Here is a 20,510-nt window from a genome sequence, read left to right on the forward strand (position 1 = left end):
CGTCCTTTTTTACCCGCCCATTACTGGGGATTCCTCAGCGCGTGAGCGGGGTTTCCTGCAACCCGTTAGCGATTACGCGCGAACGAAGTCGATATGGGTCAGCTTCGGCTTGAAAGCGTGACGCTGTACGGCCTGAGCTTTAACTTTTACTTCTTTACCGTCAACAACGATGGTCAGAACTTCAGTATAAAAACCTTCTTTAGCCTGCATGTTCATGATCGAATCGTGATCCAGCTCGATAGCAATCGGGGCTTCTGCGCCACCGTAGATGATTGCCGGAAACTTGTTAGCGGCGCGCAGGCGGCGGCTCGCACCCTTACCCTGCTCTTTACGAACTTCAGCGTTAATAGTAAACATTTGAATCTCTCTTCAATAATTCCTGCTACAGGCGACCCAGCAGCAGGTAAACATTCTGCTCTGCGGATGCAAAAGCGGGCGAGATTCTATACTCAATTGGCCTTCACGGCAACGAAAAGTGCGCCCGGCCGCGTAATTCATGCGCCCGGCGGAAGCGTCCCTCATAGTCAAACACCTTTTCGCGCACCTGCCAGTATTGGCCCTTCATCCGGGCGACGACGAAGTCGGGATGACGCAGCAGCGGCAGCTGCGCCACGATGTCGGCGGCGGTTATCCAGCGCAGCGGCACGCCCGGCGTGCGGGTGTGAGGGCGAATAAACAGCTGCTCGAACGCCGTGCGCTGAGCCGGAGTCCGCAGGCGAAAACGCTCGCTGACGTCGGCACCGTCTTCATCAAAATAGATGATTTTCAGCCATTCGCCTTTCTCGTCGCTGCCGTGCTGCATGGTCATACCGCTGCAGCGCAGCACCAGCGCGTCCTTCAGCTTCAGCGCCGCTTTCAGCATATCGTCCGGGTCCACCAGCACCGTATCGCACTCCCGACAGCGGCGGGCCGCAATGTCGTTTTCCGCATTGCACTGGGGACAGTTTTTAAAGCGGAAGCGGAAGTCGCACTGTTCACGATGGCCCTCGTCATCCTCAAACCAGCCCTGGCAGCGGCGGCCAAAGTGTTCGATCAGGGTGCCGTCAGCGGTGGTTTTTCCCCAGAAAGTGTTGGCGAAGCCGCAGGCGGGACAGAAGACCTGCACCGGCACGCTGTCGCTTTTGCCTTTCGGGCTGCCCACTTCCGGCGAATAGAGATCGTGAGGGTTACCGGCATAGTCGAGAATCAGGCAGTCGGTCTTGCCGGGTGCCAGGCGCAGGCCGCGGCCAACGATCTGTTGGTAAAGGCTTACCGACTCGGTCGGGCGCAGGATGGCGATGAGATCGACATGTGGGGCGTCGAAGCCGGTGGTCAGCACCGCGACGTTAACCAGGTATCGAAAACGCTGCGCTTTGAAGGCCTCAATCAGCGTGTCGCGCCCGGCACCCGGCGTTTCGCCGGTAATCAGCGCCGCCTCGTCGGCGGGCAGCAGGCCAACAATTTCCTTCGCGTGCTCTACGGTGGCGGCGAAGATCATCACCCCTTTGCGGGCTGCGGCGAACTCGACGATCTGGCTGACGATGTGCGGCGTAATGCGCCGCTGCTTTTTCAGCTCCCGGTTCAGGTCGGCCTCGCTGAACAGACCGTTGTTCCGGGCCTGCAGACGGCTGAAGTCATACTGCACCACCGGCATGTCCAGTCGCTCCGGCGGCGTCAGGTAGCCGTGCTTAATCATGTAGCGCAGCGGCAGCTCGTAGATGCAGTCGCGAAACAGCGCCTTCTCCGTGCCGCGCACCATGCCGTGATAGTGGAACTGGTAAATCCAGCCTTTGCCCAGGCGAAACGGGGTGGCGGTCAGGCCGAGCAGGCGCAGGCGGGGGTTGACGCTGCTCAGGTGGCTAAGGATTTGCTGGTACTGACTCTCCTCATCGTCGCTGATGCGGTGGCACTCATCGACAATCAGCAGGGAGAACTCGCTGCTGAAAGCCTCCAGGCTGCGGGCCACCGACTGCACGCTGCCGAACACCACCTTGCCGTGGCTCTCTTTGCGCTTCAGCCCGGCGGCGAAAATATCCGCCTCCAGGCCCAGCGCAAGATACTTGGCATGGTTCTGTGCCACCAGCTCCTTCACGTGCGCCAGTACCAGCACGCGCCCGCGGGCCAGGCGCGCCAGCTCGGCGATAACCAGACTTTTGCCCGCACCGGTGGGCAGGACGATGACCGCCGGGGTGCGATGTCGACGAAAATGGGCAAGCGTGGCGTCCACGGCTTCCTGCTGATAGGGGCGAAGAGTAAAATTCATATTTTCACAGTACGTCGTTAATTCAGTGAGATTCCGCTATTCTGCGGGCAGGCAGTGCCGTCCGGCCCGCGCCGTTGACCCGGCTGCGGCGTAAGCCGACGCGCCGTCTGCTCAGGTGAGGTTCTCTGGCGTCAGAATAAGTAAGGCACTCTTCCTGCGCGCCGGTCATCGCGTTCATAGCCCGCGCCGCGCGCGTTAGTATGCCACGATTCTTTTTCCCTTGAGGGAAGTTGTTAGCCCGTTATACTGAGCGGACTTTAGCGCTGTTTTTCAGGCACCGCACCTGACTTTCTTATCTTTACAGGCCAAATCAACGTTATGCGACTTGATAAATTTATCGCTCAGCAGCTCGGCGTCAGCCGCGCTATTGCCGGGCGTGAGATCCGCGCTAACCGGATCACCGTGGATGGCGAAGTTACCCGAAACGCCGCGTTTAAACTGCTGCCGGAACACCGCGTCGCCTTTGACGGCAACGCGCTGGCGCAGCAGCATGGCCCGCGCTACTTCATGCTGAATAAGCCCCAGGGCTATGTCTGTTCCACCGACGATCCGGATCATCCGACGGTGCTTTATTTTCTTGATGAACCGGTCGCTTATAAGCTACATGCGGCGGGACGCCTGGATATCGATACCACCGGACTGGTGCTGATGACCGATGACGGACAGTGGTCGCACCGCATCACCTCGCCGCGCCATCGCTGCGAAAAGCGCTATCTGGTGACTCTTGAGTCCCCGATAGCGGAAGAGACCGCCGCGCAGTTTGCCAGAGGGGTACAGCTGCACAATGAGAAAGAGCTGACCAGGCCGGCGCAGCTGGAGGTGATTACCCCGACCCGGGTGCGTCTGACCATCAGCGAAGGCCGCTACCATCAGGTGAAGCGTATGTTTGCCGCAGTGGGCAACCACGTGGTGGAGCTGCACCGTGAACGGATCGGCGGCATTGAGCTGGATCCCGACCTCGCCCCCGGCGAGTATCGTCCGCTGTCCGCTGACGAAATTGCCAGCGTCGGCCTGCCGTCGTAAAAGAGGACTCAGCCAAATGAGTGGCGCGCTTGCCATTATAAAGCACAGAGCGCGACCCCTTCAGCGAGCGCACGCCGGGTCTGAACGACAGAGGAAGACGCCAGGCCCGCGAAATTTTTTAATCGCCCGTTAACTCCAGGAGCATAATGTGACCACCCGGCAGCACTCATCACTTGCCATTGTTTTTATTCTTGGCCTTCTGGCCATGCTGATGCCGCTGTCTATTGATATGTATCTTCCGGCGCTGCCGGTGATCTCGGCGCAGTTCGGCGTGTCGGCAGGCAGTGCGCAGATGACCCTGAGCACCTATATTCTGGGTTTTGCGCTGGGTCAGCTGATTTACGGGCCGATGGCCGACAGCCTGGGGCGGAAGCCGGTGATTCTTGGCGGTACGCTGGTGTTTGCGGCGGCGGCGGCAGCCTGCGCGCTGGCGCAGACCATCGATCAGCTGATTGTGATGCGCTTTTTCCACGGGCTGGCCGCCGCCGCCGCCAGCGTGGTGATCAACGCGCTGATGCGCGATATCTATCCGAAGGAAGAGTTTTCGCGGATGATGTCGTTCGTCATGCTGGTTACCACCATTGCACCGCTGATGGCACCCATCGTCGGCGGCTGGGTGCTGGTGTGGCTGAGCTGGCACTATATCTTCTGGATCCTGGCGCTGGCGGCGATCCTCGCCTCGGCCATGATTTTCCTGCTGATTAAAGAGACGCTGCCGCCGGATCGCCGACAGCCGTTTCGTATGCGCACCACGCTGGGCAACTTTGCCTCGCTGTTTCGCCATAAGCGCGTGCTGAGCTACATGCTGGCCAGCGGCTTCAGCTTTGCCGGGATGTTCTCATTTCTGAGCGCCGGGCCGTTTGTCTATATCGAGATCAACCACGTTCCGCCGCAGGAGTTTGGCTACTACTTCGCGCTGAACATTGTGTTTCTGTTTGTAATGACCATCTTCAACAGCCGCTTTGTACGGCGCATTGGCGCACTGAATATGTTTCGCGCCGGCCTGTGGATCCAGTTTGCGGTGGCGATCTGGCTGGTGCTCAGCGCGCTGACCGGCATCGGGTTCTGGGCGCTGGTGGTCGGGGTGGCGATATTCGTCGGCTGCGTGTCGATGGTTTCCTCCAATGCGATGGCGGTGATCCTGGATGAATTTCCGCACATGGCGGGGACGGCCTCTTCGCTGGCGGGCACCTTCCGTTTTGGTATCGGGGCCATAGTTGGCGCGCTGCTGTCGCTGGCGACCTTTAACTCGGCGTGGCCGATGATCTGGTCAATTGCGTTTTGTGCCGCTAGCTCAATTATCTTTTGTATCTATGCAAGCCGCCCTAAAAAACGGTGATCGGATACACAACATGAGGCTCCTGTGGGCTCCTTTCTTGACTCAGGTCAAAGAAAAATCGTTCATTTTTTCGCTGTTTGTTTAGTTTATGTAAAATTCATTTATTTAAAAAGTCACGTTCTTGTAGTTAAATAGGTTGAGTTGGATCGCAAAAACGAGTACATATAGCCCGTAAATGTATCCTTGCCTGAATTATTTATTTTAACAATGGTTTCAGAAGCCACGTGGGATAAGGAGCGCAGCAGCTGGCAACGGTTGGAAGACGGTTTGTCAACGCTGTGTTAATATGGATGTAAACAAATTGTGAAGTGACTGTGCTTCCGGGGAAAGAAAGTGATGACATTACAGCTCTCAATCGTTCATCGTTTACCACAAAACTATCGTTGGAGCGCGGGTTTTGCAGGTTCTAAAGTTGAACCGATTCCGCAAGACGGACACGCTACGGAAAACGAGCTGGTGGCGCTTAAACTGCTGAGTCCGAACGGCGACAAGGCGTGGCCGGTGATGCACAAGCTCAGCCAGGCGCTCAGCGATATCGAGGTGGCCTGCTCCGTGCTGGAGTGCGAAGGCGAGCCGTGTCTGTTCGTCAATTGTCAGGACGAATTCGCCGCTACCTGCCGGCTGAAGAACTTCGGCGTCGCCATCGCGGAGCCTTTTTCTCACCATAATCCATTCTGACCGCGCCGCCTCTTCGGGGCCTGGCGATGGCCGCCGGCGCACCGGAGCAGGGCGGCCAGATCTGCCACGACTCTTCCCGCGCCGTAGAGCGCGCTGTTCATCCACTCAGATCAAAGGCAAGCGTGAACGCTTCGCGCACGCGCCAGTCGCTGGACGTTAAAAAACCAGCCTGAGCGAGCGATAAGGGACGCAGCGTGCGCTGTGAACCGGACAACGGGCGACCGGTGGAGCAGACACATGCCGTGCAGGGCGTAAGGCCATTTTCGCGGTGGGTGAAGGCTGGCGTGGGACAAAAAAAGCACCGCTTGCGCAGTGCTCTCTATTTTGACGTCCTGTCAGACCCCAGGGAAAATAACCAGCTGCGTCAGCTGCGGTTCAGCACGCGCCTCGCCTCGTTATAGCGTTTATTCCAGTAGGGATCGTTCATGCTGGAGATCATCACGCCGCTGCTGGTAGAGGCGTGGACAAACTGATCGTTACCAATGTAAATGCCTACGTGACGGCCCGTAGAGCCGGCGCGGAAAAGCACCAGATCGCCGGTGCGCAGATTGCTGCGCGAAACGGATTTGCCAATCGCCCGCTGTTGCGACGTTGAGCGCGGCAGCTCTAAACCAAACTGTTCACGAAAGGTACGCTGCACAAAGCTGGAGCAGTCGATACCTTTTTTACTGGTGCCGCCCAGGCGGTAGCGCACGCCCTTCCAGTCGGCATATTGATCCATAATCCGCGACTTGACGTCGAGATTACGCACCATACTTTCAAATTCATCCTGAGAGGCTTGCAGTGAAGAGCTTTCTTGCCCCACAGCATGCGTCTCAGAATGCACGTTCTGTGCGGTATGGGTTGTGCTACAAGCAGAAAGCAGTACCGCGACCGCCGCTGCAGGAATTGCCCGCAAAAAATATCTCAAAAAAGGTTGAGATTTGACCATTTTGTTTATGTTCCCTTGAAGTCCTTAACGACAAAATATCGTTATAAAAATGTCAAACGTGACGAGACTAATTACCAGCGCACTATCAGACAATTCTTTAAGCATAAAAATGTGGGGGATCGCACAGTTTTATTTTGCAAGGCGAATTTTTGTCCCGCGAGGCAAAGCGAGTTCGAGATTAACCGATTGTCCCGCCCAATGCGAGGGGTTTGGCGAGATTTTATATAAGGAAATATGATACGGAAAGTAAATATCCCCGCCATCCTTCACGTTGCCTGTACGCTGGCTTTATTCGGCCCTGGCCCTGAAGGGCCGCCGCCAGCGGCGTTCAAATCGACTAAGCCGATTTGTCCTCGCTCACTCATTACAGCCAACATCCGGGAGAAGAGGCAACCCGTTAATTTTAATATGAAATTTATCAGGGAAGGAGGAGGGGAGACGCTTTGCGTTACTTCTTAAACATCATCAGGCATGAGGCGAAAGCCTGATGATGTTAATTATATTTACTTTTCTGTTTCAATTTTGTACGAATTTCCCGGCAGATAATTGTCGAACAGGGAAATCAGCCGATCGCTTAATGAGGTCATTAGCCACCACGGCAGGCCAATCAATGCCACGGTGAAAGAACCTACGGCGATATCGGTAAACCAGTGAGCGCCGATGATGACCCGTGGAAAAGCGAAAACCACAAAAATAATAAGGGCGACCACGCCTGCTCCCTTCCCGAAATACCGCAGCATAAAGGCGGAAAAAATAAGCAGCATCATACCGTGGTCGCCGGGAAAACTGTCTTTAGAGGCATCTTTAGTGGGAAGAGACAGCAGATCCTTGACCCGATGGACGTGCTCAAAGGTCAGGGTGGGGCTGGCGCGTTTTACCGGGAGCAGGGCCTGGCCAAGCTGGTTCAGCACCACCGCAGCCAGCAGCATCACCAGCCCGATAATCAGGATCCGTCGGCGACCTGCCGCGCTCTCTTTACGCCAGAAGCTGAGCATCAGCGCCCCCATCGCCAGCAGTGAACAGCCGTCAAAGGCCCGGTTATTGGTTAATGCCACCAGCCAGAGGAACGCCCGGCTTTCAACCAGCTTCTGGTTAAAAAAGTGAAACATCCCGGCATCGAGCGCCGACCAGAAGCCGTGTCCGGCGGGAAGATACCATGAGAGAAAAAGCGCAACCCCCGCTATATTCAGGATCAGTATCCGGGGCCACTGGGTTTTTATATCCATGTTTCGGTGTTCAACATTCACAGGCAATCCACCACTTTACAAGATTTCAGTTAAACGAAGCTTCAACAGTGACGACTGCAGCGCATTCCAGTCCGCTTCATCGCTTGAGATAAGTTCTATCCGGCTGTCCGGCGGGGCGACGCTCTGGGTCTCGATATGCAGATCCTCGCCCTGGCGGTTAATGCGCACCAGCCCTTCTGCAATTCGCATGACGCCCTTTACCCGTCCGACCGGCGCGAGCCGCGCCCACTCCAGCAGCCCGATAGTGTCGAAGACGGTCCCGGCATCAAAAATCCAGCCGCAGGCCTGGTAACCCTGCCCGCTGTTCAGGCTGCGACGCCAGCGCTGGTGGGCCGGCAGGCTGAGGGCGGCCAGCCCTTTTTTCTCCCCCTGACCGTGCGGGTGGGCGGCGCTGGCGGGCAGCGTGACCAGGTTATGGCGCGGCCGATCGAGCAGCCGAGCGTCAATCTGCCCGCGTTCGGCGTGTACAAGCTGGCGCTCGCCGCCGTAGTGCTGCCACCAGGCCTGCAGCGCGCGTTCGCTCTCCTCGCTGGCGCGATCGCCTTTGTTGGCGAGGATGATATCCGCAGCCGCCAGCTGATCGCGGAAGTTTTCATTAGTGACCGCCCGTTCATCCAGCAGCTGGCGAGGATCGAGCACGCACAGGGTGGCGCGCAGATCGATCCACGGCTCGTAGACCGGGGCGGTCAGCAGATCGAGGATCTGCCTGGGATGCCCCAGCCCGGTAGGCTCAATCAGCAGCCGGTCCGGTCTGCCCTGGCGCAGCAGGGTATTCAGGCCCACCTGCATCGGCAGGCCGTTGACGCAGCACATGCAGCCGCCGGGGATCTCTTTGAGCAGCGCGCCGCTGTCGGCGAGCAGCGCGCCGTCGATGCCGACTTCGCCAAACTCATTGACCAGCACCGCCCATTTCTCCGTGGGGTTCTTCTGCGCCAGTAAATGAAGAATAGTGGTGGTTTTTCCGCTGCCGAGGAAACCGGTGATAAGGTTAGTTTTGGTCACTTCTGCTCCGGGAGAGTGTGTTATCCGCGATCCTTCAGGCTGACTCCGGGCGGGGACGCCGCGACGCGCGTTTGTTAACAGGACGCCCGTCGCAACATCCGATCCTGGCCATCCTGTTATTCATGACGCAGGCTCTTGCCCTGTACAGCCTGAGCGGTTCAGGCGGTAGACGGTGATGTTGTCGTTAATCCTGGCTAAAAAAAGGGAAAAAGAGAAGGAAAGGGCGAACGAAGCGGTGCTTCGTTCGCCTGAATGGCAGGAAAGGTTAAATTTTTAACGTCTCAATCACCGCCCGGCGAGCGCCGAGGTGGGTGAGGCGATGCCATGCCTGTTCGACGGACGCCACAAAGCGAGGGTCTTGTCCGAGGTCCGCGCCGAAAATTTCCTGTAAGGAAAGCAGCGCCCGGACGCGCTCATTCTCGCTGCTGCCGGCCACCGCCGCGCGGATTTTGTCGGCCAGCGGATCGCGCACGTCGATGGCCTCCCCGGCGTCGTCAACCCCGTTGACGTAGCGCATCCAGCCCGCAAGCCCCAGCGCCAGCAGCGGCCAGTCGCTCTGCCGCGTCAGGTGAACCCGGATCCCCGCCAGCATCCGCTGGGGCAGCTTCTGGCTGCCGTCCATCGCGATTTGCCAGGTTCTGTGCTTCAGGGCCGGGTTGGCGAAGCGCTCCAGCAGGCTGTCGGCATACTGTTCCAAATCTACGCCGGTAATGCGCAGGGTCGGTGCCTGCTCTTTCAGCATCAGCCGCCGGGCGGCCTCGCGAAACGCGCTCTCGTTCATGCAGTCGCTGATGTGCTGAAATCCGGCCAGGTAGCCGAGGTAAGCGAGAAACGAGTGGCTGCCGTTGAGCATACGCAGCTTCATCTCTTCCCACGGCAGAACGTCACTGACCATCTGCACGCCGGCCGCCTCCCAGGCCGGACGCCCGGCGACGAAATTGTCTTCAACCACCCACTGGATAAAGGGTTCACAGCTGATGGCGCAGGGATCGGCCACGCCCAGGGCGCTGGCGATCCCTGCGAGCGTTTCATCTGTCGCGGCCGGAACGATGCGGTCCACCATGGTTCCGGGAAAGCTGACCTGCTCTTTAATCCATGCCGCCAGCGCGGAGGAGCGTTTTTCCGCCATCCCCAGCACCGCGTTTTTCACCACGTGGCCGTTATCGGGAATATTGTCGCAGGAGAGGACGGTAAACGGCGGCAGCCCGCGCTCGCGGCGACGGTGCAGCGCTTCGACGAGGATCCCCGGCGCGGAGTGCGGCTCGCCGGGGTTTTGCAGGTCATGGATAATACGCGGGTTATTGACGTCAAGAGCGCCGCTGGCCGGATCGATGCAGTAACCTTTTTCGGTAATGGTCAGCGAAACGATGGCCACCTGCGGCTCGCAGAATTTTTCGACGATCGCCGCCAGCGAATCCAGCCGGGCGTTAAGGCACTCGTTGACCGCGCCCACGACAATCGCCTGACTGCCGTGGGCACCTTTCTCCAGCACGGTATATAAATGATCCTGCGCGCGCAGCTGGCTCATCAGCACGTCGCCGCTGAACAGGCTAATTTCGCAGATCCCCCAGTCGCCGCCCTGGGCGTTAAGCACCCTGTCGGTGAGCAGCGCCTGATGGGCGCGATGAAACGCGCCGAAGCCAAAATGCACGATACGCGACCGGAGCTGTCGACGATCGTACCGCGGGGTCTGCACGCCTTCCGGCAGCGCTGCTGATGCAATAGTAGTCATTGATGCCTACACCTGAATAACCGTTAATTAACAGCGCCAGTGTAAAGTTATATGACAAAAATTTGAATTGGTAAGCCGTATTTATCGGGGGAGTGTGAGCTGGATCAACCAATCATGCCCCCCGGATTGATCCTGTTGGGGAAGCCTGTATGGTAGTCATCATTCAGGTAACTTATTTTGGTATAACAACTTGTGAGGTGAAGCGATGGAACAAACCTGGCGTTGGTACGGACCTGGCGATCCGGTCTCCCTTGATGATGTGCGTCAGGCTGGCGCAACCGGCGTGGTCACGGCGCTGCATCACATTCCCAACGGCGAAGTGTGGCCGGTGGAAGAAATCCAGAAACGTCAGGCGCTGCTGGCTGAAAAAGGGCTGACCTGGTCGGTGGTGGAAAGTATTCCGGTGCATGAAGATATTAAAACCCGCTCCGGCCAGTACCAGACCTGGATCGCCAACTACCAGCAGAGCATCCGCAACCTCGCGACCTGCGGGATTGATACCGTCTGCTACAACTTTATGCCGATCCTCGACTGGACACGTACCGACCTTGAGTATGAGCTGCCGGACGGATCAAAAGCCCTGCGCTTTGATCAGATCGCGTTCGCCGCGTTTGAGCTGCATATACTCAAGCGCAGCGGGGCCGCGGCGGATTATACCGCGGAAGAGCAGCGCCAGGCGCTGGAATACTTCAACGGGATGAGCGAAGCGGATGTTGCAAAGCTGACCCGCAATATTATCGCCGGCCTGCCGGGGGCGGAAGAGGGGTATACCCTCGATCAATTCCGCGCGCGCCTGGCGGAGTATGACAACATCAGCAAAGACGATCTGCGTGAAAATATGGCCGTTTTCCTGCGCGCCATCGTTCCGGTAGCCGAAGAGGCGGGCGTGCGCCTGGCGGTTCACCCGGACGATCCGCCGCGGCCGATCCTCGGCCTGCCGCGCATTGTCTCAACCATTGAGGATATGCAGTGGCTGAAAGAGACCGTCGACAGCATTTATAACGGCTTCACCATGTGCACCGGCTCTTACGGCGTACGCGCCGATAACGATCTGGTGAAGATGATTGAAACCTTCGGTGACCGCATTCACTTTACCCACCTGCGCGCCACCTGCCGCGAAGCGAACCCGAAAACCTTCCACGAAGGTGCCCATCTGCAGGGCGACGTCGACATGGTGGCGGTGGTAACGGCGATCCTCAAAGAGGAGCAGCGGCGGAAAAAGGCGGGCGATCTGCGGCCGATTCCGATGCGTCCGGATCACGGCCATCAGATGCTTGACGATCTGCGTAAGAAAACCAACCCTGGCTACTCGGCAATTGGTCGTCTGAAGGGGCTGGCGGAAGTGCGCGGCGTAGAGCTGGCGCTGAAAATGACCCAGTTCCGCGATCTGCTGTAATTCGTCCGGCAGAGGTAAAAAGGAGACTGATGACAAACCCCAGGCCGAACTCGTTCAGCCATAACCACCACAAAAATAAACAAGGAAAATCAATGTATTGATTTTCGGTTGCTAACCACAAAGAGGGAAAAAAGACATTTTTCCCTCTTTAGTCATCAACCTGAAAGGGACGGCCTGCGGGCCGTCCCTTTTTTATAATGCTCAGCGGTTATTCCGGCTGGCGCAGGCCGCCTGAACGCAGGGAAAGATGAGTGGCGAAGCGCTTCCCCACGTCCGGTCGGGTTCAATAACCTTACGGGATAATCGCTTAATCGGCGCGGCCCATATAGCGGCGCTCTTCGATGTGAATGCGAATTTTCTCCCCGGCGCTCAGGTATTCCGGAACCTGGATCACCAGGCCGGTGCTGAGCGTCGCGGGCTTGTTGCGCGCACTGGCGGAAGCGCCCTTAATGCCCGGCGCGGTATCGACGATTTCCAGATCGACGGTCTGGGGCAGCTCAAGGGCCAGCAGCTGGCCGTCCCACAGCAGCACCTGCATATCCGGCATACCACCCTCCGGCATGAACTGCAGCTCCTCTTCAATCTGATCTTTGGTGAAGGTATAGGGGGTATAGTCTTCTTTATCCATGAAGACGTATTCGTTGCCGTCGACGTAGGAAAAATCAACGCCCCGGCGGTTCAGGGTCACGGTATCAACGAGATCGTCGCCCTTGAAGCGCTCTTCGACCTTCAGGCCGGTGCGAACGTCGGAAAAACGCATTTTATACAGCGTCGCCGCGCCGCGGGCGGTGGGGGATTGAATATCGATATCTTTCACAATCAGCAGCTTGCCGTTGTAGTTCAGTACCATACCCTTTTTAATTTCATTCGCTCTTGGCATTTACAAAAATCCTGTTGTGGAGAGTGTGAAAATATCGCGTCAAACTACTCGCGCCGCAGCGTTCAGGCAAGTGGAAATGTCACTTTTGCCGGCCTGAAAAAGATGCGATACACTTCCCGCGCCCGCTCTCTCCGGGCGCGTACTGTGCGGATGCGCGGGTATCTGCGTCGCTCCTCGCAGGCGTAAATGAGTTATTTACCTGCCGCTTCGGGCATTCGTGTAGCGCGTTGGCACCTGTTAAATAAAGAGAATACGTTATGGAATGCCGTCCGGACTGCGGCGCGTGCTGCACCGCGCCTTCGATCTCCAGCCCCATTCCCGGTATGCCCGAGGGCAAACCGGCCAACACGCCCTGCGTCCAGCTGGATGAGCATCAGCGGTGTCGGATCTTTCACTCGCCGCTGCGGCCGAAGGTGTGCGCCGGGCTGCAGCCCGCCGCAGAAATGTGCGGCCGATCGCGGGAGGAGGCGATGACCTGGCTTATTGCGCTGGAGGCGCTGACCGCGCCGGAACGTCCTTAATTCGCGCCAGGCAGACAAGGGTGCCGACGATCATCACCAGCGCGAACCAGAAGACCGCGTGATAGTTCCAGATTTCGGCCGCCACTCCCGCCAGCGAACCGGCGATAATCCAGCCCACGCGGATGGTGTTGGTGTACAGCGTGGTGGCCGATCCCGCCTGGCCCGGCATCAGATCCTGAAAATAGAGCATCCCGATGCCGCCAAGAATACCGATATAGATGGCGTTCAGCAGCTGTAGCGCCAGCAGCGCGGCGGGCGAATGCGCCACCAGCATACCGGCATAGAAGCAAAAGCCTCCCGCGGCGGCAATGCACATCAGCAGGCGCTTACCCAGCCGCCTGGCGAAATAGCCGGCGATCAACATGACAGGGATCTCCAGCCCGGCGGCGGTTCCCATCATCACCCCCGCCAGCTTCGCCGGCAGATGCAGCTCGTTAATGATAAACAGCGGCATATTAATGATGTACAGGCTGTTGGTGCCCCACATTAAGGTGCAGATAATAAACAGCAGCAGCGCGTCGCGACGGTTACGGCGCGGCGCTTCCAGGCTGCCGGCAGCAAGCGGAGCCTCTTTACGCATTGAGGGGAGAAAGAACCAGACGATCGCCCCGCAAACGATGAAGGCCACCGCCGCGCTCAGGTACATCACCACGAAGCTAAAGCCCATTGCCAGCGCCCAGGCCAGCGGCGGGCCAATCACCCACGCCAGCGAGACCTGAGCGCGAAGAATCGAACTGAACATCACCGCTTCCCGGCCGGTGCGATCGGCGTGCTCCCGGGCCAGCGCGAACATCTGCGGGTTGGCGGTAGAGCCAAAGCTGCTGAGGAACACGCCGAGGAACAGCAGAATGAAATAGTTGCGGTTCCAGGCAAACAGCACGCAGGCCAGCGTACCGAGCAGGCAGCAGAAGACAATCAGCTTTTTACGATCGCCCTTGCGGTCGGAGCGGCCGGCGAGAAACTGGCTGACCACAATACCGATGACGGCGCTGCCGGTGAAGAAGAAGCCGACCATACCGGGGCGGGCGTGAACCTCATCCGTCAGAAAGATACTCAGGGTGGGCGTCTGTAGCGCGCCGGCGATGCCGGTCAGAAACGCGACGGTCAGGAAGGCCATCGACGTCAGGTCAATTGATTTTGCAGCGGCGGCTGGGGCGTTATGCATGTTTCTGTATCAGTGATGAAAAGAGGCGGAGTTTACGCCGCCCGGCGACAAATAAACAGATATTGAAATCAAATTGCCACGAAAAATCAAAAGCGTAATGCGCACTGTGACGGCGGCAGCTGAAGCTGCTGAAGCCTCCCGGCGGAACGCCGAACCGGCTGCCGCTGCGGGCGCGGTGCAGAAAAAAATGTGCATTATCTCTAATTTTTACGATCAAAAAGAGGGGCTGTTGTTGCGCGCGGCGGCAGAAAGCGTAAGATCTAGTGAAACGTTTCAGTGATATCCTCTCATTCATGACGCAACGCCGCGTCTTTTCTTACGCAGGCGGGATCGCTTTGGTCCGGCAAGCGCCTGTAACCCAGCATTATTAATAAACTAACAGTGAAATTATCGTGAACAGTATTAACGGAAGCAGCAAATCAGCCGATGGAAAGCGCCTGATGCAGGCCGCGGCTTTGGACGTCAGATCCGGCGTCCGGCGGGCAGATGCTGAACGGAGGCTGACAGCCGCCGGGGCCGGTTCGGCGGAGGGGGCGCAATGAGCAGACGTGTTGCCACCATTACTCTTAATCCGGCCTACGATCTGGTCGGTTTCTGCCCGGAAATTGAGCGTGGCGAAGTCAACCTGGTGAAAACCACCGGCCTGCATGCGGCAGGCAAGGGCATTAATGTTGCGAAGGTCCTTAAGGATCTCGGCATTGACGTTACGGTCGGCGGTTTCCTCGGTAAAGATAATCAGGACGGGTTTCAGCAGCTGTTCAGCGAGCTGGGCATCGCCAACCGCTTTCAGGTGGTGCCGGGGCGCACCCGGATCAACGTTAAGCTGACGGAAAAAGAGGGCGGAGATACTGACTTTAACTTCTCCGGCTTTGACGTTGCTCCCGCCGACTGGGAGCGCTTTGTTAATGATTCCCTGAGCTGGCTGGGGCAGTTCGATATGGTCTGCGTCAGCGGCAGTCTGCCTGAAGGGGTCAGCCCGGAAGCCTTTACCGACTGGATGACCCGCCTGCGCAGCCAGTGTCCGTGCATTATCTTTGACAGCAGCCGTGAAGCGCTGGTTGCGGGACTGAAGGCCGCGCCCTGGCTGGTGAAGCCAAATCGCCGCGAGCTGGAGATCTGGGCAGGCCGCAAGCTTCCGCAGATGAAAGAGGTGATCGAGGCGGCGCACGCGCTGCGCGAGCAGGGCATTGCTCACGTGGTGATTTCGCTGGGGGCCGAGGGCGCGCTGTGGGTCAACGCCTCCGGCGAGTGGATCGCCAGGCCGCCGGCCGTTGAGGTGGTCAGCACCGTCGGGGCGGGTGACTCGATGGTTGGCGGCCTGATCTACGGTCTGCTGATGCGCGAGTCCAGCGAACATACGCTGCGCCTGGCGACGGCGGTGGCCGCCCTGGCGGTCAGCCAGAGCAGCGTGGGAATCACCGATCGCCCCCAGCTGGCCGCCATGATGGCCCGCGTCGACCTGAAGCCGTTCGACTGACGGCGAAGAAAACTCCTTCCGGCCGGAGCCGGCAACGCCCGCCGGTCCGGATAATGCCGGGCTGGCGGGCAGCCAGCGAAAGCCCCGGCGCTACAGCGGGGCTTCCGCTTTCAGCCAGGCAATCTCCTCCGCCCAGATATCCGGGTTGATGGTTTCCAGCACCAGCGGAATACCGTCAAAACGCGGATCCTGCATCAGCCAGCGAAACGCATCATGACCAATATTACCTTCTCCCAGACTGTGGTGGCGATCCACGCGGCTGCCGAAGGCGCTTTTGGCGTCGTTGAGATGCATCCCGCGCAGATAGTTAAAGCCGACGATACGGCCAAATTCGGCAAAGGTTGCTTCGCAGGCTTCGGGCGTGCGCAGATCGTAGCCGGCGGCGAAGGCGTGGCAGGTGTCGATACAGACCCCGACGCGCGATTTGTCCTCCACGCCGTCGATGATGGCCGCCAGCTGTTCGAACCGGTATCCCAGGTTGCTGCCCTGGCCGGCGGTGTTTTCAATCACCGCGGTCACGCCCTGGGTTTTATCAAGAACGCGGTTGATGGACTCGGCTATCCGCGCCAGGCACGCCTCTTCCGCTATTTGCTGCAGATGGCTGCCGGGATGAAAGTTCAGCAGCGACAGGCCGAGCTGCTCGCAGCGCTGCATCTCATCAAGAAACGCTTCGCGTGATTTTTCCAGCGCCTCGCTGGCCGGATGGCCAAGATTGATCAGGTAGCTGTCGTGCGGCAGGATTTGCCCGGCGGTGAAGTGATATTTCTCGCAGGCGGCCTGAAAGTCATCGATCGCCTGGGCGGTAAGCGGCGCGGCGCGCCACTGGCGCTGGTTTTTAGTGAACAGGGCAAACGCGGTGGCGTTTATCTCCGCGGCGCGAATAACGGCGTTTGCCAGGCCGCCGGCCGCGCTGACGTGCGCTCCGATATACTTCATCAAAAGGCCCCCTGGGGAGCCTGCCCCGGCGGACGGCGGAGCAAAGGGATGCGGGCTGCTCTTTTTTTGACCACTCTCAATACCTCTTAGTTTTTCCGCGTAGTTGGCAAGGCCATAAAACGCGCCTGATGCCCGCAGCTTCATCGGCGGCGGGGCGGGGCACAGCAAAGGCCGTCGCGGCGACGGGCTTCCGGGCGCGGCTATACCCCAGGAAGCCGACAAAAATGACGCTGCCAATAATAGCGGGTTAACCGGTCCGGGGCGTAGCGGTTTATGCAATAAGCCAGTGCACCGCCAGGTTAATCGCCCCGCCGCCGACAATCAGCCAGATAAACAGCGCCAGCGCCATCAGCAGAGGCCTGGCTCCGGCCTTCTTCAGGGCGCTGACGTGGGTAGTCAGCCCCAGGGCGGCCATCGCCATCGCCAGCAGCACGGTGTCCAGCGCGATCAGCGCCGACACGGCGGCCTCCGGCAGCAGGTGGAACGAGTTAACGATCGCCACCGCAATAAACAGAACGGCAAACCACGGAATGGCGATCTTGCTCTTTTGCCCGCCGCCCGCCGGCGACAGCTGTTTTACCCGCGCGGCGAGAAGAATCAGGAACGGTGCCAGCATCATAACCCGCAGCATTTTGGCAATCACCGCCGTGTTCTCCGCATCCGGGCTGACGGCGTGTCCGGCCGCCACCACCTGAGCCACTTCATGCATGGTGGAGCCAATGTAGATGCCGAAGGTTTCCGGGCTGAACCAGGCGGCGAGCAGCGGATACATCGCCGGGTAGAGGAAGATGGCCAGGGTGCCAAATATCACCACGGTGGCGACGGCGACCGTGACCTTGCTGGCCCCGGCCTTTACAACCGGCTCGGTTGCCAGCACCGCCGCCGCCCCGCAGATGCTGCTGCCCGCGCCGATAAGCCAGCTGGTCTGCTTATCGAGGCCGAACACTTTCTGTCCGAGCAGGCAGGCCAGCAGAAAGGTGCTGGTGAGCGTCAGAACATCTATGGCGATGCCGCTGACGCCGACGTCGGCGATCTGGGAAAAGGTGAGGCGAAAGCCGTAGAGAATAATGCCCAGCCGCAGCAGATGCTGCTTGGCGAACAGCACCCCGTCGTCGCAGCGCGGGTGCAGCCGGGGGTAAAGCGTGTTGCCGATAACCATTCCCAGCAAAATCGCCAGGGTAAGGGCGCTGAAGCCCGCCCCGGCCACGGCGGGAACGGCACCTCCCCACAGGGCGGCCCCGGTAATCACTGCGCTAAGGGCCAGACCCGGAATAAAGTGCCATGCGCGATGGCGCTGATGCGGTAACGTAAGTTCTGTCATAACCTTCTCCTTTGTCCGGGCAGAGGTTAGGACGGTCTGGTTTGAAAATAAAATTGATTATATATTTATAATTAATCTTTATAAGTGGTAAGCGACGATGCACATCACCCTGCGACAGCTGGAAATCTTCACCGAAGTATTAAAAAGCGGGTCAACGACCCAGGCGTCGGCGAAGCTGGCGCTGTCTCAATCTGCGGTCAGCGCCGCCCTGACCGATCTGGAGGGGCAGCTCGGGGTGAAGCTGTTTGACCGGGTTGGCAAGCGGCTGGTTGTCAACGAGCACGGCCGCCTGCTTTACCCCCGGGCGCTGGCGCTGCTGGAGCGGGCGGTGGAGATCGAACGGCTGTTCCTTGAAGACAACGGCGCTATTCGCGTCTATGCCAGCAGTACCATCGGCAACTATGTGCTGCCCGCAGCCATTGCCCGCTACCGGCGCGACTTTCCGGATCTGCCGCTGGAGGTGTGCGTGGGCAATAGCCTGGAGGCGATCAACGCGGTGCTGGATTTTCGCGTCGACATCGGCCTGATTGAAGGCCCCTGCCACAATACGGATATCGTCTCCGTGCCGTGGCTGGAAGACGATCTGGTGGCGTTTGCCGCCCCCTCTTCGCCGCTTGTCCAGGGGCCGGTGACCCTCAGCCAGCTGGCCGCCGCCCCGTGGATCCTGCGCGAACGCGGCTCCGGCACCCGCGAGATCGTCGATTACCTGCTGCTGTCGCATCTGCCGCGCTTTCAGATGTCCATGGAGCTGGGTAATTCAGAGGCCATTAAGCACGCCGTGCGGCACGGACTGGGGGTCAGTTGCCTGTCGCGGCGGGTGATTGAAGAGCAACTGCAGGCGGGCACCCTGAGCGAAATCCCGCTGCCGTTGCCGCGCCTGAGGCGCACCCTGTGGCGCATCCACCACCGCCAGAAACATCTCTCCAGTGCGCTGCTGCGCTTTTTGCGCTACTGCGACGGCTGAGACGCCTGGTCTGCTACTTATAATTCCCGGCCGGTCATGAAGGTCTCTTATAACCGCGTATTTGTGCCGCAGGCCGGCCCGTTCGTCTGCTACAATCGCGCCTCATTTTTTGGATGGATAGCATTGTCACATGGTTTCCGAAAATAAAAGCACCCAGACGCCCGGGCTGCGCCGCGAACTGAAGGCGCGCCACCTGACGATGATCGCCATCGGCGGCTCTATCGGCACAGGGCTTTTTGTCGCCTCCGGCGCAACCATTTCTGCGGCTGGCCCCGGCGGGGCGCTGTTTTCTTATATTCTTATCGGCCTGATGGTTTATTTCCTGATGACCAGCCTCGGCGAGCTGGCGGCCTATATGCCGGTTTCCGGCTCCTTCGCCACCTACGGGCAGAACTATGTCGACGAGGGGTTTGGCTTCGCGCTGGGCTGGAACTACTGGTACAACTGGGCGGTGACCATCGCCGTTGACCTGGTGGCGGCGCAGCTGGTGATGAGCTGGTGGTTCCCGGACACGCCGGGCTGGATCTGGAGCGCCCTGTTCCTGGGCGTGATTTTCCTGCTCAACTATATCTCGGTCAGGGGCTTTGGCGAGGCGGAATACTGGTTTTCGCTGATCAAAGTGACAACGGTAATTATTTTTATCGTGGTGGGCCTGATGATGATCCTCGGCATCTTTAAGGGCGCGCAGCCGGTGGGCTGGGGCAACTGGACGACCGGGGATGCGCCGTTTGCCGGCGGCTTTGCGGCGATGATCGGTGTGGCGATGATTGTCGGCTTCTCCTTCCAGGGCACCGAGCTGATTGGCATCGCCGCCGGTGAATCGGAAGATCCCCAGAAGAACATTCCGCGCGCGGTGCGCCAGGTGTTCTGGCGTATTCTGCTGTTCTATGTCTTTGCGATCCTGATTATCAGCCTGATCGTTCCGTACACCGATCCGAGCCTGCTGCGTAACGATGTTAAAGACATCAGCGTCAGCCCGTTCACCCTGGTGTTTCAACATGCCGGCCTGCTTTCGGCGGCGGCGGTGATGAATGCGGTGATTCTGACGGCGGTGTTGTCGGCGGGCAACTCCGGGATGTACGCCTCCACCCGTATGCTCTACACCCTGGCCTGCGACGGCAAGGCCCCGCGCCTTTTCGCGAAGCTCTCCCGCGGCGGGGTGCCCCGCAACGCCCTGTACGCCACCACGGCCATCGCCGGCCTCTGTTTCCTGACCTCTATGTTTGGCAACCAGACCGTCTACCTGTGGCTGCTGAACACCTCCGGGATGACCGGCTTTATCGCCTGGCTGGGGATCGCCATCAGCCACTACCGCTTCCGCCGTGGCTACGTGCTGCAGGGTAATGACGTGGGAGATCTGCCTTACCGCTCAGGCTTCTTCCCGCTGGGGCCGATCTTCGCCTTCGTGCTGTGTCTGATCATTACGCTGGGGCAGAACTACGAGGCGTTCCTGAAGGAGACCATCGACTGGGGCGGCGTGGCGGCGACCTACATCGGTATTCCGCTGTTCCTGGCTATCTGGTTTGGCTATAAGCTGGTGAAGGGCACGCGCTTTGTGCGCTACAGCGAAATGCACTTCCCGGAGCAGGGCAAGAGGCAGCGCTAAGCGCATCGTCCGACAGCGCTCCCCACGCCGGGAGCGCGGTTTTCTGGCCG

The 20,510-nt window shown here is 59.1% G+C and carries 18 protein-coding genes; 8 read left to right on the top strand and 10 right to left on the bottom strand.

Annotated features, from left to right (window positions below; translation table 11 throughout):
- Window positions 1–72: 72 nt before the first annotated feature.
- Together rplY and GJV78_RS16845 are read right to left on the bottom strand one after the other, a co-directional pair.
- Window positions 73–357 carry a 50S ribosomal protein L25 gene (gene rplY / locus GJV78_RS16840; RefSeq protein WP_155109430.1) on the bottom strand — a complete coding sequence of 95 codons (285 nt, stop codon included), beginning with the start codon at window positions 355–357 and terminating at the stop codon, window positions 73–75.
- Between the two features lie 103 nt (window positions 358–460).
- Window positions 461–2,242 (bottom strand): DEAD/DEAH box helicase, encoded by a 1,782-nt coding sequence (locus GJV78_RS16845; protein WP_155109431.1) that lies wholly within the window; start codon window positions 2,240–2,242, stop codon window positions 461–463.
- A gap of 318 nt (window positions 2,243–2,560) precedes the next feature.
- Between GJV78_RS16845 and rsuA the strand changes: the two genes are divergently transcribed.
- The 3 genes from rsuA to GJV78_RS16860 all read left to right on the top strand — a co-directional run bounded on the left by rsuA (window position 2,561) and on the right by GJV78_RS16860 (window position 5,282).
- Window positions 2,561–3,265, top strand: a complete 705-nt coding sequence (gene rsuA, locus GJV78_RS16850; RefSeq protein ID WP_155109432.1) for a 16S rRNA pseudouridine(516) synthase RsuA — start codon at window positions 2,561–2,563, stop codon at window positions 3,263–3,265.
- Between the two features lie 148 nt (window positions 3,266–3,413).
- The gene (locus GJV78_RS16855; RefSeq protein ID WP_167519615.1) at window positions 3,414–4,604 is read left to right on the top strand and encodes a Bcr/CflA family multidrug efflux MFS transporter; all 1,191 of its coding nucleotides are present in this window, start codon (window positions 3,414–3,416) and stop codon (window positions 4,602–4,604) included.
- 333 nt (window positions 4,605–4,937) lie between these two features.
- A complete protein-coding gene (locus GJV78_RS16860; protein WP_167519616.1) occupies window positions 4,938–5,282 on the top strand; it encodes a YejG family protein in 345 nt (114 codons plus the stop codon).
- 364 nt (window positions 5,283–5,646) lie between these two features.
- Here the strand turns inward: GJV78_RS16860 and mepS are convergent, their stop codons facing one another.
- The 4 genes from mepS to GJV78_RS16880 all read right to left on the bottom strand — a co-directional run bounded on the left by mepS (window position 5,647) and on the right by GJV78_RS16880 (window position 10,194).
- Entirely contained in the window at window positions 5,647–6,213 is a 567-nt protein-coding gene (gene mepS / locus GJV78_RS16865; RefSeq protein WP_155109434.1) for a bifunctional murein DD-endopeptidase/murein LD-carboxypeptidase, read from the bottom strand.
- Between the two features lie 503 nt (window positions 6,214–6,716).
- The gene (locus GJV78_RS16870) at window positions 6,717–7,439 is read right to left on the bottom strand and encodes a phosphatase PAP2 family protein (protein ID WP_155109435.1); all 723 of its coding nucleotides are present in this window, start codon (window positions 7,437–7,439) and stop codon (window positions 6,717–6,719) included.
- A 36-nt stretch (window positions 7,440–7,475) separates the two neighbouring features.
- The gene (locus GJV78_RS16875; RefSeq protein WP_167519617.1) at window positions 7,476–8,462 is read right to left on the bottom strand and encodes a CobW family GTP-binding protein; all 987 of its coding nucleotides are present in this window, start codon (window positions 8,460–8,462) and stop codon (window positions 7,476–7,478) included.
- 265 nt (window positions 8,463–8,727) lie between these two features.
- Window positions 8,728–10,194 carry a mannitol dehydrogenase family protein gene (locus tag GJV78_RS16880; RefSeq protein WP_155109437.1) on the bottom strand — a complete coding sequence of 489 codons (1,467 nt, stop codon included), beginning with the start codon at window positions 10,192–10,194 and terminating at the stop codon, window positions 8,728–8,730.
- Window positions 10,195–10,399: 205 nt separating this feature from the next.
- Here GJV78_RS16880 and uxuA point away from each other — a divergent pair, with 205 nt between their 5' ends.
- Window positions 10,400–11,590, top strand: a complete 1,191-nt coding sequence (gene uxuA / locus GJV78_RS16885) for a mannonate dehydratase (RefSeq protein ID WP_155109438.1) — start codon at window positions 10,400–10,402, stop codon at window positions 11,588–11,590.
- Window positions 11,591–11,897: 307 nt separating this feature from the next.
- On the opposite strand, the gene yeiP is transcribed toward uxuA, so the two are convergent.
- Window positions 11,898–12,470, bottom strand: a complete 573-nt coding sequence (yeiP, locus tag GJV78_RS16890) for an elongation factor P-like protein YeiP (protein ID WP_155109439.1) — start codon at window positions 12,468–12,470, stop codon at window positions 11,898–11,900.
- Window positions 12,471–12,727: 257 nt separating this feature from the next.
- On the opposite strand from yeiP, the gene GJV78_RS16895 reads away from it, so the two are divergent.
- On the top strand, window positions 12,728–12,991 hold the full coding sequence (locus tag GJV78_RS16895; protein ID WP_155109440.1) for a YkgJ family cysteine cluster protein: 264 nt from the start codon (window positions 12,728–12,730) through the stop codon (window positions 12,989–12,991).
- On the opposite strand, the gene setB is transcribed toward GJV78_RS16895, so the two are convergent.
- Window positions 12,951–14,156: a sugar efflux transporter SetB gene (setB, locus tag GJV78_RS16900; protein WP_155109441.1), complete on the bottom strand. Its 1,206-nt coding sequence runs from the start codon at window positions 14,154–14,156 to the stop codon at window positions 12,951–12,953. The genes GJV78_RS16895 and setB overlap by 41 nt on opposite strands.
- 538 nt (window positions 14,157–14,694) lie before the next feature.
- Here setB and fruK point away from each other — a divergent pair.
- The gene (gene fruK / locus GJV78_RS16905; protein WP_155109442.1) at window positions 14,695–15,633 is read left to right on the top strand and encodes a 1-phosphofructokinase; all 939 of its coding nucleotides are present in this window, start codon (window positions 14,695–14,697) and stop codon (window positions 15,631–15,633) included.
- A gap of 90 nt (window positions 15,634–15,723) precedes the next feature.
- Here the strand turns inward: fruK and nfo are convergent, their stop codons facing one another.
- Entirely contained in the window at window positions 15,724–16,569 is an 846-nt protein-coding gene (gene nfo, locus GJV78_RS16910) for a deoxyribonuclease IV (protein WP_155109443.1), read from the bottom strand.
- Window positions 16,570–16,840: 271 nt separating this feature from the next.
- Window positions 16,841–17,890, bottom strand: coding sequence for a YeiH family protein (locus tag GJV78_RS16915; protein WP_155109444.1), 1,050 nt, complete (start codon window positions 17,888–17,890; stop codon window positions 16,841–16,843).
- A gap of 97 nt (window positions 17,891–17,987) precedes the next feature.
- Here GJV78_RS16915 and yieE point away from each other — a divergent pair, with 97 nt between their 5' ends.
- Both yieE and GJV78_RS16925 read left to right on the top strand, forming a co-directional pair.
- Window positions 17,988–18,854, top strand: a complete 867-nt coding sequence (yieE, locus tag GJV78_RS16920; protein WP_155109445.1) for a DNA-binding transcriptional regulator YeiE — start codon at window positions 17,988–17,990, stop codon at window positions 18,852–18,854.
- A 130-nt stretch (window positions 18,855–18,984) separates the two neighbouring features.
- Window positions 18,985–20,460 carry an amino acid permease gene (locus GJV78_RS16925; protein ID WP_155109446.1) on the top strand — a complete coding sequence of 492 codons (1,476 nt, stop codon included), beginning with the start codon at window positions 18,985–18,987 and terminating at the stop codon, window positions 20,458–20,460.
- Window positions 20,461–20,510: the final 50 nt, after the last annotated feature.

It is taken from the genome of Intestinirhabdus alba, from assembly GCF_009711095.1.
GTDB classification, from domain to species: domain Bacteria; phylum Pseudomonadota; class Gammaproteobacteria; order Enterobacterales; family Enterobacteriaceae; genus Intestinirhabdus; species Intestinirhabdus alba.